Here is a 12,848-nt window from a genome sequence, read left to right as displayed (position 1 = left end):
GGGACCGGGTGGACGTGCTGTTCCGCGGTGCCCGGGTGGTGGACCCGGACACCGGCACCGACCAGGTGATGACCGTGGGGGTGACCGGTGACCGCATCACCCACGTCGGTCCCGGCGACCCCCCGCCCTCGACGACGACGACGGTGCTCGACGCGTCCGGGCTGGTGCTGGCGCCCGGGTTCATCGACCTGCACAGCCACGCGCAGTCGCCCACCGGGCACCGCCTGCAGGCCCTCGACGGCGTCACCACCGCGCTCGACCTGGAGTCCGGTGCGCTGCCGGTGGCGGCGCACTACGCCGAGGCGGAGGCCGAGGGGCGCCCGCTGAACTTCGGCTTCTCCGCCTCCTGGGCGCTGGCGCGCCTGCACGTCATGGCGCAGGTGCCGCTGCCCCGCTACGCGCCGGGGGAGCGGGCCACCACGCCCCTGGAGGTGTTCCAGCGCCACCAGACCGACCCGCGCTGGCTCGGCCCGGCCACCCCCGCCCAGGTGGACCGCGTGCTCGACCTGCTGGAGGGCGGGGTGGCCGAGGGGGCGCTCGGGATCGGGGTGCTGCTCGGGTACGCACCCGGCTCGGGCCGCGAGGAGTACTTCCGCGTCGCGCAGCGCGCCGAGCAGCTGGGGGTGGGGGTCTCCACGCACGCCCGGCACATGTCGGCCCTGGAGCCAGGCTCGTCCCTGGACGGGGCGCTGGAGGTCATCGCCGCCGCGGCGGGCACCGGCGCGGCGCTGCACCTGTGCCACGTGAACTCCACCTCGCTGCGGCGCGTCGACCAGGTCGGCGCCGCCCTGGTGCGCGCGGCGGAGCTGGGCAACCGCGTCACCACCGAGGCCTACCCGTACGCGATGTTCAGCACCGGCATCGGCGCCGCGTTCCTGGCGCCGGAGCACCTCGGACGCCTCGGGGTGCAGCCCACCGACGTCCTGTTCCTGCCCACCGGCGAGCGCGTCCGCGACGCCGAGCGGCTGCGGGAGCTGCGCGCCACCGACCCCGGCGGCCTGTGCGTGGTGGACTTCCTCGACGCCGGGGACGCCGCCGACCAGACCCTGCTCGCCCGGGCCGTCTCGCTGCCCGGCGCGGTGGTCGCCTCCGACGCGATGCCGCTGGTGCGCGGCACCCGCTACGACGTCCACGACGAGTGGCCGGTGCCACCGGGCGCCGCTGTGCACCCCCGCTCAGCGGGCACGTTCGCGCGGGCGCTGCGCTGGATGGTGCGCGAGCGGGGCGACTGGACGCTGCTGGAGGCCGTGGAGCGCTGCTCCACCGGACCCGCGCGGATCCTCGAGCCGTGGGTGCCGGCGATGCGGCGCAAGGGGCGCGTGGCGGTCGGCTGCGACGCCGACCTCGTGCTGCTCGACCTGGAGGCCACCACCGACAGGGCCTCCGCCGCGGCCGTGCTGCCCAGCTCCGGCGTGCGCCACCTGCTGGTGGGCGGGGAGTTCGTGGTGCGCGACGGGCAGCTGGACCTCACCGCGCTGCCCGGGCGTCCCGTGCGCTCGGGCGGCTGAGCAGCGCCGGCGGGTGAGGCGGGGCGGTCCTCCCGTCCGCGGCGGGGGACGGCTGGCAGGGTGTGGGCCGTGCCCGCGATCGCCGTGTACTGCTCCGCCTCCGAGCGGATCGACCCCGTCCACGTCCAGCTGGCGGCTGACGTCGGCGCGCTCATCGCCGCCCGCGGCCACTCCCTGGTCTCCGGGGGCGGCTCGGTCTCGATGATGGGCGCCGTCGCCAAGGCCGTCCGCGAGGGCGGTGGGCGCACCTACGGCGTGATCCCGCGCGCCCTCCTGGAGAAGGAGGTCGGAGACCGCTACGCCGACGAGCTGGTGGTCACCGACGGCATGCGCGAGCGCAAGGGGCTCATGGACGACGCCGCCGACGCCTTCGTGGTGCTCCCCGGCGGCCTCGGCACCCTTGAGGAGCTGCTGGAGGTGTGGAGCTCCAGGGCCCTGGCCCTGCACGCCAAGCCCGTGGTGGTCTGCGACCCCACCGGCGTCCTCGACCCGCTGCGCCGGGCCGTGGAGGCGCTCGTGGACGGCGGCTTCGTGCAGCGCCCGGCCGCCGACGCCGTGACCTGGACGACGAGCCCGGAGCAGGCGCTCGACGTCGTCGAGGCCGGGCTCGCCGCACGTGGACCCGGCGCGGCCCCGGAGCACGTGCTCACGCAGGAGGGCCTGGAAGCCGGGTCCTGACGGCCCCGGGCCCGCCGGCCGCGGCGTCAGCCGGGCTGCTGCGTCGATCGTCTGGCAGCATCACCGCGTGAGCCTCGTCCTGCTGCTGCTCGCGGTGGTCGTGGTCGGGGTGGTGGTGGCCGTCGCCGCGGGCCGGCTGCCCGCCGGCATGCCCGCCGCCACGCCGAGCAGCCCGCACCGACCCCTCCCGCCGCGCACCCTCGAGCCCGCCGACCTCGACGAGGTCCGCTTCTCGGTGGTGCCCCGCGGCTACCGCATGGACCAGGTCGACGCCGTCCTGGACCGCCTCCGCGAGGAGCTGGCCGAGCGCGACCGCCGGCTCGAGGCGCTCACCGCCGCCGCCCGCACCCCGGTCTCCGACGACGCCGGCCGCTACGGCCCCGCCGTCCCCACCCGAGCCCTGACCCCCGAGGAGGGGAGCTGACGTGGCCCGCTTCACCGCCCACCGCGAGGTGGCCGCACCCGCCGACGTCGTCTGGGAGCTGGTCACCGACTGGTCCCGCCACGGCGACTGGATCCCCCTGACCACCATGTCCGTCGAGCGCGACACCGGCGGCGTCGGCACGCGCTTCACCGGGCGCAGCGGCGTCGGCCGCCTGGCCTTCGACGACCCCATGGAGGTCACCTCCTGGGAGCCGCCGACGCCCACCCGCGCCGGCACCGCCGCCATCGACCACCGCGGCTCGCTGGTCCTCGGGCACGGCGAGGTGCAGGTGGTGCCCCTGCCGGGTGATCGGTGCCGGCTGCGCTGGACCGAGGACATCTCGCTGGTCAACAGGCAGCTGTCGCGGGTCATCACCCTGCCCATCGCCGTCGGCGGGCGGCTGGCCTTCGGCAGCACGCTGAAGAAGGTCGCCGCCGAGGCCGAGGCGCGGTCCTCCCGATGACCCTCCCGATGACCCTGTCGGTGGTGCGGCCGGTGAGCACCGGCGCGTGAGCGCTCTGCTGGAGGGCCTGCTCTCCGGCCGGCAGCGGGCCGGGGCGGCCCTGTCCGGGGCCGGCGCCACCGCCTGGGCCCGGTTCCTGCTCCTGCCCGGGTGGGCCCAGGCCCTGCTCGTCTACGCCGCCACGCGGCTGTTCGCCGCCGTGGTCACGGTGTGCGTCGCGCGGTTCCAGGTGGACTCCGTCTGGACGCCCAGCTCGCCGTCCTACCCGGTGATGGCCGCGGACCTGTGGGACGCCACCTGGTACCGCAGCATCGCCGAGCACGGCTACCCGCTGCCGCTGCCGCGCTCCGACAGCGGTGCTGCCGCGCAGAGCGAGTGGGCCTTCTTCCCCGCCTACCCGATGCTCGTCCGGCTGCTCATGACCGTGACCGGCGGGAGCTGGGAGGCGGTGGCGCCGACCACCGCGCTGCTGGTCGGCGCGGGGGCCGCCGTCGTCCTGAGGCGGCTGTTCGCCCGGGTGGCGGGGGAGTCCGCGGCGCTCGCGGGGCTGCTGCTGGTGCTCTGCGCGCCCGCCGCGCCGGTGCTGCAGTACGCCTACACGGAGTCGCTCGCGCTGCTGGCGCTGGCGTGGGCGCTGCTGGCGCTCGTGGAGCGGCGCTACGGCTGGTGCGTGCTGGCCGTGCTGCTCCTGGGCGCCACACGCGCCGTGGCCCTGCCGTTCGCCCTGGTGGTGCTCGTGCACGCGCTCGCGCGGTGGCGCGCCGAGGGGCGGGCCGTGCCGGTGCGCGACCGGGTGGCGCTGGTCGGGCTGCTGGTCGCCAGCGGCGTCGCGGGCCTGGCGTGGCCGGTGGCGGTGGGCGTGGCGACGGGGATCCCGGACGCGTACACGCAGGTGCAGTCGGCCTGGCGCAGCGGGCAGGTGGTGTGGGTGGAGCCGTGGTTCCGCGCCTCCTCCCAGCTCTTCGGCGACGCCGCCGGCCCGGTGGTGCTCGTCGGCCTGCTGCTCGCGCTCGTGTGGTGGTGCACCGGACCGGCGGCCCGCTCGCTGGGTCCCGAGCTGCCCGCCTGGGTGCTGGCCCAGCAGGCGTACCTGCTGGTGGTGCTCGACCCGTGGACGTCGCTGTTCCGCTACCTCCTGCTGCAGGTGCCGCTGGCGCTGCTCATCGCGGTCCAGGCCCGCTCCGGCCGCGCGGTGGGCGCGTGGGCGGTGGCCGGGCTCGCGCTGCAGGTGGTCTGGGTGGCCTGGCTGTGGCGCTTCTCGCCGCCCTCGGACTGGCCGCCGTGACCGGCGCCGGCGGGCGAGGAGGCGCGAGCCGGCCGCCGGGTGACCTGCGGTCGCGCCCGTCTGGTGGACGCCTCGGTTTCCGCCGGTCGGCAGCCGATGGGATGATGCTCACAGTCCGCGGGCGCAGCTGCGCCCGCTCCACCGATGGCGTGCAGTGCACGTGGAAGGGGTGTGCCGCATGGCTGCCATGAAGCCCAGGACTGGTGACGGTCCCCTGGAGGTCACCAAGGAGGGCCGGGGCATCGTCATGCGCATGCCGCTCGAGGGCGGTGGCCGCCTCGTCGTCGAGATGAACCCCGACGAGGCCAACGCCCTGGGCGACGCCCTCAAGACCGCCGCGGGCTGAGCGTGGCCGGCGCGCCTTCCCCCTCGGCGCCGCCTGCGCCCGCCGCCACCGGCCAGGGGCCCGACCTGCAGGTCGGGCCCCGGCCGGAGCGTCCGCTCCCGCGGTTCGGGGGCGGCTCCGCCCTGCCCAGCGGGGATCCTGAGGACGACGCCGTCACCCTCGACGGCGTCGCGGTCCTCCTGCTCGGCGTGGGTGCAGCGGGCCCCGGTGCTGACGGCGCGGTCGAGCTCGGTGCTGGTGCGGCGGGCGTCGAGGCCGCCACCGGCCTGGACCTCGCGCGGATCTGCGCCGACGCCCCGTGGCGCGCCGCCGCCGGGTCGGTGCTGCCCGTCCACGGTGCCGCGCTGCCCGGCGGCACCCGCCTCGTGCTGCTCGGCACCGGGAAGGGCACCGCGCGCGACCTGCGCCGCGCCGGGGCCGCCCTGGCCCGCGCCTCCCGGGGCTGCGAGCTGGTGGCGACCACCGCGGTCGCGGCCCTCGAGCCGGCGCTGGTGGGCGCCTTCACCGAGGGCGTGCTCCTCGGTGCCTGGACCCCGCCGCGCTCCGGCGTCGAGGAGGGGCCGGAGCCGGCGGTGGAGCACGTGAAGCTCCTGGGGATCACGGGCCGCCCCACGGTGCGCCTGTCCCCGGACGACGAACCCGCCACCGAGCCCGCGTGGACCGGGTACGACGTCGCCAAGGCCTGGTCCGGGGCCGAGACGGCTGCCACCGCCACCTGGCGCGTGCGCGACCTGGCCGCCACGCCGTCGTCCACCAAGACCCCCGCCTGGGTGGCCCAGCAGGCCCAGGCGCTGTGCGCCGGCCGCCCCGGCCTGACCGTCACCGTGCTCGACGAGGAGGACCTCGCCCAGCGCCGCGCCGGAGGGCTGCTCGCTGTGGGCGCCGCCTCGCGGCACCCGCCGTGCCTGGTGCGGGTCGACTGGACGCCCTCCGGCCCGGCGCCCGTCGCCGAGGGCCGCGCGGTGCTGGTGGGCAAGGGCATCACCTACGACACCGGCGGGCTGGCGCTCAAGCCGCGCGAGTCGATGGTGGCCATGAAGACCGACATGGCGGGTGCCGCCGTGGTGCTCGCCACCGTCGTCGCGGCCGCCGAGGCCGACCTGCGCCGGCCCGTCACCGCGCTGCTCCCGCTGGCCGAGAACGCCCTCGGCGCCGCCAGCTACCGCCCCGGAGACGTCATCCGGGTGCTCGACGGCACCACGGTGGAGGTGGACAACCCCGACGCGGAGGGCCGCCTCGTCCTGGCCGACGCCCTCGCGCTCGCCGACGCCGAGCTCGACCCGGCGCTGCTCGTCGACGTCGCCACGCTCACGGGCGCCGCCACGCTGGGGCTGGGCCGCCAGCACGCGGCGCTGTTCACCGAGGACGACGCGCTCGCCGCCGCCCTGGCCGAGGCCGGAGAGGCCACCGGCGAGCGGGTCTGGCGGATGCCGCTGGTGGAGGAGTACCGCGCCAGCCTCGACTCCGACGTCGCCGACCTGCGCCACGTGCCGTCCTCGCCCGCGCCCGGCGCGGGCTCGGTGACGGCGGCGCTCTTCCTGCGGGAGTTCGCCGGCCAGCGCCGGTGGGCGCACCTCGACATCGCCGGCGTGGGGCGCTCGGAGAAGGAGTCCCACGAGGTGCCGCGCGGCGCCACCGGGTGGGGAGCGCGGCTGCTGCTGCGCCTCCTCGAGGACCTGGCGTGATGCCCGGGCTCCCCGGGGCGCAGCACCAGCCCCCCGGCGCTCCCGCGCGGCGGGCCCCGGCCACGTCCGCCAGCGGCTCGAAGGCCGCCAGCTGGCAGTACGCCGAGCACTTCGTGCCCGAGTCCGAGGCCGTGGAGCGCGCCCGCACCCGCGCCCGCGAGCTGGGGATCTCCGCCGTCGGCAACGGCGCGGGGGCGCTGCTGCAGACGCTGTGCGCCGCGGTGGACGCGCGCGCCGTGGTGGAGGTCGGCACCGGTGCGGGCGTCTCGGGCCTGTGGATGCTGGGGGGCATGCCGCGCGACGGCGTGCTCACCACCATCGACGCCGAGGCCGAGCACCTGCGCGCCGCGCGCACGGCCTTCGCCGAGCTGGGCGTGCGCAGCGGTCGCATCCGCGGCATCACGGGCCGCGCTGTCGACGTGCTGCCCCGCCTCACCGAGGGCGGCTACGACCTCGTGCTGCTCGACGCCGACCCGGTCGGCACCGAGGCCTACCTCGAGCGGGCCGTCCGCCTGCTGCGGCCCGGTGGTGTGGTGGCGCTGCACGGCGCGCTGTCCGCCGACCGCGCCGGGGACCCGGCCCAGCGCGACCCCGTGACCACCGCGGTGCGCGAGCTGTCACGGGCCCTGCGCAGCTCACCGGACCTCCTGCCGGCCCTGGTGCCCAGCGGCGAGGGCCTGCTGCTGGCGGCGCGGCGCCGCTGACCCGCCGTGGGTCGTGACGCCCAGGTGACCCGGCTCACACCCGCTCCCCAGGACGTTGTCAGCAAGGAGCGGCACAGTGGAGCCCATGTCAGCGCAGGCGGGTGAGCAGCCGTGGACGCCGCCCTCGTGGGAGGACCTGGTCCGCGAGCACTCCGTCCGCGTGCACCGGCTCGCCTACCGGCTGACCGGTGACCGGGACGACGCCGACGACCTCACGCAGGAGGTCTTCGTGCGCGTCTTCCGCTCGCTCGACTCCTACGTGCCCGGCACCTTCGAGGGCTGGCTGCACCGCATCACCACCAACCTCTTCCTCGACCAGGCGCGCCGCCGCCGCAGGCTGCGCTTCGACGCCCTGACCGAGGAGATCACCGCCCGGCTTCCCGACCGGGGGGCCGGCCCGGAGCGCGCGTTCGAGGCGGGGCGCTTCGACGTCGACGTGCAGGCGGCCCTGGACCGGCTCTCGCCGGACTTCCGCGCCGTGGTGGTCCTCGCCGACGTCGAGGGGCTCACCTACGAGGAGGTCGCGGAGGTGCTCGGTGTCAAGACCGGGACCGTCCGCTCGCGGCTGTCCCGGGCGCGCGCCCAGCTCCGCAAGCACCTGGAGCACCGGGCGCCGACGCGTCCCGCGAGGCCGTCCGCAACCCCCGCGCGCCGGGCCGGACCCCGGGTCCTGGGGGGTCCCGGGCGGGTGGTCCCGCTCGTCGGCTGAGCGCGGTCGGCGCCCGCAGGAGGCGGGTGCGGCACCCGCACGGCCGCGGCGGGGGCAGGATGGTGCCTGGGGCCCCGGTCTTCGGAGCCCGGCGTGGGGCGGTGAGCGAGGGAGCAAGCTGTGTTCGGCATCAACCCCGGCGAGTTCGCCGTGCTGCTCGTCATCGCGCTGATCGTGGTGGGTCCGGAGCGGCTGCCCAAGTACGCCGCGCAGCTCGGCCGCATGGTCCGCGAGGGCCGGAAGATGGCGATGGGCCTGCGCGAGCAGGTGCGCGGAGAGCTCGGCCCGGAGTTCGACGACGTCGACTGGAAGAAGCTCGACCCGCGCCAGTACGACCCGCGCAAGATCATCCGGGACGCCCTCACCGAGGCCATCGAGGACGACGAGCCGGCCGCCCCGCCGGCGCCGAAGCCGGTCAGCAGCGGCGGCCCGTCAGCGGTCGGGGGTGCGGCCGCGGCTGCTGGAGCCGTCGGGGCCGCTGGAGCGGCCGGGGCCTCCAGCACGAGCAGCTTCCCGCCGGGAGCCGGCCTGCCCTCGGTCAGCCCCGCTGACAAGCGCCCCTCCAGCGCCGACTCGCCGCTCGACGCCGCCGCCGTCGGGACGACGGGTGGGCCCACCGCAGGCGGCGCAGCCCCGGCGAACGGCTCGGCGAACGGCCAGGCGAACGACGCTGCTGACGGCTCCTCCGTGCCGATGGCCCGCTCCGCGGCCGGAGCCCCCGTCGACCTCGAGGCCACCTGACAGCCCCTCCCTCCTTCGTTGGCTCAGGGTGGCCCTGGTCCAGTAGGAGTGGCGCAGGGCCACCCTGAGCCAACGAGGGCCAGCAGGGAGCGCGCTCAGACGGGGACGACGCCGAGAGGCCGCCCGGCCAGGCCGCGGGCCCGCCGCCCGAGCGTGCGCGCGAGGTCGGACAGCACCAGCGCCGCGGGGGAGTCCGGCGCCGCCAGCACCACGGGCATGCCGGCGTCACCGCCCTCCCGGACCGCGACGTCCATCGGCACCTGCGCCAGCAGCGGCACCGGGGCGCCGGAGTCCCGCGAGAGCCGCTCCGCCACGGCCGCTCCGCCCCCGGACCCGAAGACCTCCAGGCGGGAGCCGTCGGGCAGGGGCATCCAGCTCATGTTCTCCACCACGCCCACCACGCCCTGCCCGGTGCGCGCGGCCAGCCCGCCCGAGCGGTGCGCCACCTCGGCGGCGGCGGGCTGCGGCGTGGTCACCACGAGCAGCTCCGAGCCCGGCAGCAGCTGCGCCGCGCTGATCGGCACGTCCCCGGTGCCGGGGGGCATGTCGAGCAGGAGCACGTCGAGGTCGCCGAAGTGCACCTCGGTGAGGAACTGCTGCAGCGCGCGGTGCAGGAGGGGGCCGCGGTGCATGACCGGCTGCCCGTCCGGCACCACCATGCCCATGGAGATCACCTTGACGCCGTGGGCGACCGGCGGGATGACCACGTCCTCGATCTTCACCGGCCGGTCGGTGGTGCCGAGCATGCCGGGCACCGAGAAGCCGTGGACGTCTGCGTCCACCAGGCCCACGCGCAGCCCGTCGCGGGCCATGGCCACGGCGAGGTTGACCGTCAGCGTGGACTTGCCGACACCTCCCTTCCCGGACGCCACGCAGTACACCCGCGTCAGCGAGCCGGGCCGGGCGAACGGCACGTCGCGCTCGCCCGCCGTCCCGCCCGGGCCGCGCAGCACCCCGCGCAGGCGCGAGCGCTGCTCGTCGTCCATGACGCCCAGGTCCACGCGGACGGCGCGCACGCCCGCCACGCGCGAGACGGCCGCGGTGACGTCGCGCTCGAGGGTGTCGCGCAGCGGACACCCCGAGGTGGTCAGCAGCACCTGCACCAGCACCGCGCCGGTGGCGGACACCTCCAGCGACCCGACCATCCCCAGCTCGGTGATGGGGCGGCGGATCTCGGGGTCCAGCACGGTGCCCAGCGCCGCGCTTACCGCGGACTCCTCCGGCCCCGGCTTCGCGGCGGACGAGGGACGGCGGAGCAGGCTCACCCCACGAGAGTAGGTGCGTCCTCGCACACCGCCGCCCGGCCGGTGCTCACAGGGGTGCGAGCAGGCCCTCCGTGGTGGCGACAGCCCGCTGCTGCTCGCCGGTCAGGCCCGGGCCGCCGTCGCCGGAGTCGTTGGAGCCGTTGTGCAGCCACACGACACCGCCGCGCGGGTCGGTGCGCCACGTCTGCCGGCCCGCCGCCCCGGAGCCGTCGCGGGAGTCGTCGTCGGAGCGCCAGGCGATGGTGGCGAGCACGCCGCCGCCGGGGGAGGAGGTGACGCACTCGGCGAGGTCGGCCCGGGTGGTGCGGAAGCTGGTGTCGCTGTCGCCGGCCCAGCTCAGCGGGTAGCGGGTGCCGCAGTCGACCAGCGGGAACAGGCCCGCGGTCACCCCGGGCTCGGCCGACTCCGGCGGGTCGGGCCGCAGGGCCACGCGCACGCCGGTCACCCCGCCGCCCGCCTCGCGGACGCGCAGCAGCCCGGTCCACACCTGTCCGGCGCCGTCGTCCTCCAGCGACACCGGCTCGGCCAGCCGCACGCCGGCGGCGTCAAGGGCGTCGGTGAGGCGGTCCTGGAGACGCTCCTGCGGGCTGCGCAGCAGGGAGGAGGCGCCGGTGAGCACGACGACGACGGCGGCCGCACCCGCCAGCACCACCGCCCACGTCCAGCGCGCGCGGTGAGGGGGACCGGGGCGGGAGCGCCCGGACCCGGCGGCGTCGTCAGCCGGACCAGCGCCGTCAGCGCCGTCAGCGCCGTCAGCCCGGTCTGTGCCGTCGGGGGCGTCCAGGTCCCACGCGCCCGCGTCGACGGCGTGCGGGTCGTCAGCGCTCAGGTCGACGACGAGCACGTCCTCGCCGTCAGCCCTGCCCCCAGGTCCCACGCGCCCTCCCGCCGGCCGGGCCCGGACCGCCGGCGCCCAGCTCCTCCACGAGGCTAGGCCCAGTGCTGCGGTGCGGCCTCCTGGTGCGCGGCCTGCACCGAGGCCAGGCGCGAGGACGCCGGCAGCTCGTCGCCGCCGATGAGCGTGCCGGCGCGGAGGGCCGGCGAGGGCAGCGCTTCGACGGCCGCGGGGCGCAGGGCGCGGCCCGCCACAGGGGCGGCGCACCACGGGCAGCACGCCCACTCCTGGCGCAGCGGGCGGTGGCAGGCGGTGCAGCCCTCGGGCTGCTGCGCGGTGCCGCAGTACGGGCAGGCCACCATGCCCTCCTCCAGCGCCCGCTCGCAGGCGCGGCACGTGGTGGGGGCGGCGTCGTCGGAGGCCGTCACGCGCAGCGCCTCCTCGAAGGTCGTCTGCCCGGCGAGCGCCTTGCGGACGGCGGAGTCGCGCAGCGAGGCCATGCCGCGCTGCGCGGCGGCCTCGCCGACGGCGGCCTCGCGCGGGTCGGCGATGAGCACGCGGCGCAGCTCGGCGTCCACCTCGAGCACCTCGTACACGGCGGTGCGGCCGCTGTAGCCGGTGCCGCCGCAGTCCGGGCAGCCGGTGCCGCGCCGCGGTGAGGCGCCGGCGAGGTCGGAGGCGTGCAGGCCGAGCGCCTGCAGCACCGCCGCCGGGGGCTCGTACGGGGCGGCGCACGACGCGCAGGGCTTGCGCACCAGGCGCTGGGCCACCGCGGCGGTCAGCGAGGACGCCACGAGGAAGGGCTGCACGCCCATGTCCACGAGGCGGGTCAGCGCCGCGACGGCCGAGTTGGTGTGCAGCGTGGTGAGCACCAGGTGGCCGGTGAGGGAGGCCTTGAGGGCCAGCTCGGCGGTCTCGGAGTCGCGGACCTCGCCGACCAGCACGATGTCCGGGTCCTGGCGCAGCACCGAGCGCAGCCCGGCCTGGAAGGTCAGCCCCGTCTTGACGTTCACCTGCACCTGCGTGATGCCGGGCAGCTGGACCTCGACCGGGTCCTCCAGCGTGATGATGTTCTTCTCCGGCGTCAGCACCTCGGCCAGCGCGGAGTACAGCGTGTTCGTCTTGCCCGACCCGGTGGGGCCGGTGATGAGCACCAGGCCCTGCGGCACCGACAGCGCCCGGCGGAAGACCTCCAGCTGGTCCGCCTCGAAGCCCAGGGAGTCCAGGTCGGGCACGGCGTCGCCGCGGGTGAGCAGGCGGATGACCACCTTCTCGCCGTGCAGCGCCGGCAGCGTGGAGACGCGGCAGTCGAACGCGGAGCCGTCCACGATGACGCGGCTGCGACCGTCCTGCGGCACGCGCCGCTCGGCGATGTCGAGCCCCGACATGATCTTGATGCGGCTGATGATGGGGCCGGCCGCTCGCTTGGAGGCGCTCATGACCTCGCGCAGCATGCCGTCCACGCGGTAGCGCACCCGCAGCTCGTCGCGCTGGGTCTCGATGTGGATGTCGGAGGCGCGGGCGCGCACGGCGTCGGACAGGATCCGGTTGACCAGCTTGACCACGGGCGACTCGTCGTCCGTGGCGCCGGCGTCCTGCTCCAGCGCCGCCGAGGCGCTCATCGACGGGTCGAGGTCGCCGCCGGCGTCCTCCACGGCGGCCGCGGAGGAGCGGTCCTGGCCGAGGGACCAGGCGCGGATCAGCTGCTCGCGCACCTGGCTCTCGGTGGCCACCGTGACCACGAGGTCGCTGGCACCGGTGTGCAGGCGCACGTCGTCGAGGGCGAGCACGTTGGTCGGGTCCGCCACGGCCACCACCAGCCCGGTGCGGGTCCGCTCCAGCGGCACCACGCGCGTCCGCTCGGCCACCGCCTGCGGCAGGCTGCGCACCACCTCGGCGTCCGGGACCATGCGCGACAGGTCCACCACCGTCAGGCCCAGCTGGTCGGCCAGCGCCCGGGCGATGGTCTTCTCGTCGGCGATGCCGGACTGCACCAGCAGCTCACCGAGGCGCTTGCGGCGCCCGGTGCTGCTCTGCTGACCGGCCAGGACCTCCGCCAGCTGCGCCGGCGTCAGGACGCCCGCGTCGACGAGCACGTCACCGAGGCGCCGGCGCTGCAGCGACTGCAGCGACGACAGCGTGGGGGAGGGCCGACCAGGTGTCACCCCTGGTCCATCGGCACGCCCCGGAACCCGGTTGAGCCCC

Annotated in this window: 13 protein-coding genes; 10 read left to right on the top strand and 3 right to left on the bottom strand. The window is 76.7% G+C overall.

Translation table 11 applies throughout. The features are described from left to right. Positions 1-8 precede the first annotated feature (8 nt). The 10 genes from H7K62_RS07285 (at position 9) to H7K62_RS07240 (ending at position 8,543) form a co-directional block, all read left to right on the top strand. Positions 9-1,508, top strand: a complete 1,500-nt coding sequence (locus H7K62_RS07285; protein WP_186717274.1) for an amidohydrolase family protein — start codon at positions 9-11, stop codon at positions 1,506-1,508. Between the two features lie 69 nt (positions 1,509-1,577). Next, positions 1,578-2,186: an LOG family protein gene (locus H7K62_RS07280; RefSeq protein ID WP_186717273.1), complete on the top strand. Its 609-nt coding sequence runs from the start codon at positions 1,578-1,580 to the stop codon at positions 2,184-2,186. Between the two features lie 67 nt (positions 2,187-2,253). Next, entirely contained in the window at positions 2,254-2,610 is a 357-nt protein-coding gene (locus H7K62_RS07275) for a DivIVA domain-containing protein (protein ID WP_222437219.1), read from the top strand. Position 2,611: 1 nt separating this feature from the next. Further along, entirely contained in the window at positions 2,612-3,073 is a 462-nt protein-coding gene (locus tag H7K62_RS07270; RefSeq protein ID WP_186717272.1) for an SRPBCC family protein, read from the top strand. A 46-nt stretch (positions 3,074-3,119) separates the two neighbouring features. After that, positions 3,120-4,358: a hypothetical protein gene (locus H7K62_RS07265; RefSeq protein WP_186717271.1), complete on the top strand. Its 1,239-nt coding sequence runs from the start codon at positions 3,120-3,122 to the stop codon at positions 4,356-4,358. 178 nt (positions 4,359-4,536) lie between these two features. Further along, positions 4,537-4,704: a DUF3117 domain-containing protein gene (locus H7K62_RS07260; RefSeq protein WP_109772666.1), complete on the top strand. Its 168-nt coding sequence runs from the start codon at positions 4,537-4,539 to the stop codon at positions 4,702-4,704. A 2-nt stretch (positions 4,705-4,706) separates the two neighbouring features. Then, on the top strand, positions 4,707-6,389 hold the full coding sequence (locus H7K62_RS07255; protein WP_222437218.1) for a leucyl aminopeptidase family protein: 1,683 nt from the start codon (positions 4,707-4,709) through the stop codon (positions 6,387-6,389). Next, positions 6,389-7,093: an O-methyltransferase gene (locus tag H7K62_RS07250; RefSeq protein ID WP_186717270.1), complete on the top strand. Its 705-nt coding sequence runs from the start codon at positions 6,389-6,391 to the stop codon at positions 7,091-7,093. Before H7K62_RS07255 ends, H7K62_RS07250 begins: the two co-directional genes overlap by 1 nt. Positions 7,094-7,178: 85 nt before the next feature. Beyond that, positions 7,179-7,802: an RNA polymerase sigma factor SigE gene (sigE, locus tag H7K62_RS07245; RefSeq protein ID WP_186717269.1), complete on the top strand. Its 624-nt coding sequence runs from the start codon at positions 7,179-7,181 to the stop codon at positions 7,800-7,802. Positions 7,803-7,922: 120 nt separating this feature from the next. Beyond that, the gene (locus tag H7K62_RS07240; protein ID WP_186717268.1) at positions 7,923-8,543 is read left to right on the top strand and encodes a twin-arginine translocase TatA/TatE family subunit; all 621 of its coding nucleotides are present in this window, start codon (positions 7,923-7,925) and stop codon (positions 8,541-8,543) included. Positions 8,544-8,638: 95 nt separating this feature from the next. Here H7K62_RS07240 and H7K62_RS07235 read toward each other — a convergent pair whose 3' ends face one another. The 3 genes from H7K62_RS07235 to H7K62_RS07225 are packed head-to-tail and all read right to left on the bottom strand — an operon-like array spanning position 8,639 to position 12,808. After that, the gene (locus tag H7K62_RS07235; protein WP_370591656.1) at positions 8,639-9,808 is read right to left on the bottom strand and encodes an Mrp/NBP35 family ATP-binding protein; all 1,170 of its coding nucleotides are present in this window, start codon (positions 9,806-9,808) and stop codon (positions 8,639-8,641) included. 46 nt (positions 9,809-9,854) lie between these two features. Further along, entirely contained in the window at positions 9,855-10,685 is an 831-nt protein-coding gene (locus H7K62_RS07230) for a hypothetical protein (RefSeq protein WP_186717267.1), read from the bottom strand. A gap of 53 nt (positions 10,686-10,738) precedes the next feature. After that, positions 10,739-12,808, bottom strand: a complete 2,070-nt coding sequence (locus H7K62_RS07225) for an ATPase, T2SS/T4P/T4SS family (RefSeq protein WP_186717266.1) — start codon at positions 12,806-12,808, stop codon at positions 10,739-10,741. Positions 12,809-12,848 lie beyond the last annotated feature (40 nt).

It is taken from the genome of Quadrisphaera sp. RL12-1S (assembly GCF_014270065.1).
GTDB lineage: Bacteria > Actinomycetota > Actinomycetes > Actinomycetales > Quadrisphaeraceae > Quadrisphaera.
This window is presented reverse-complemented; position numbering and strand designations above follow the sequence as displayed.

Bases quoted from the DNA above. Each gene is read 5' to 3' on its own strand.
- H7K62_RS07260 (WP_109772666.1), top strand. From the start codon at position 4,537: ATGGCTGCCATGAAGCCCAGGACTGGTGACGGTCCCCTGGAGGTCACC.
- H7K62_RS07250 (WP_186717270.1), top strand. From the start codon at position 6,389: ATGCCCGGGCTCCCCGGGGCGCAGCACCAGCCCCCCGGCGCTCCCGCG.
- sigE (WP_186717269.1), top strand. From the start codon at position 7,179: ATGTCAGCGCAGGCGGGTGAGCAGCCGTGGACGCCGCCCTCGTGGGAG.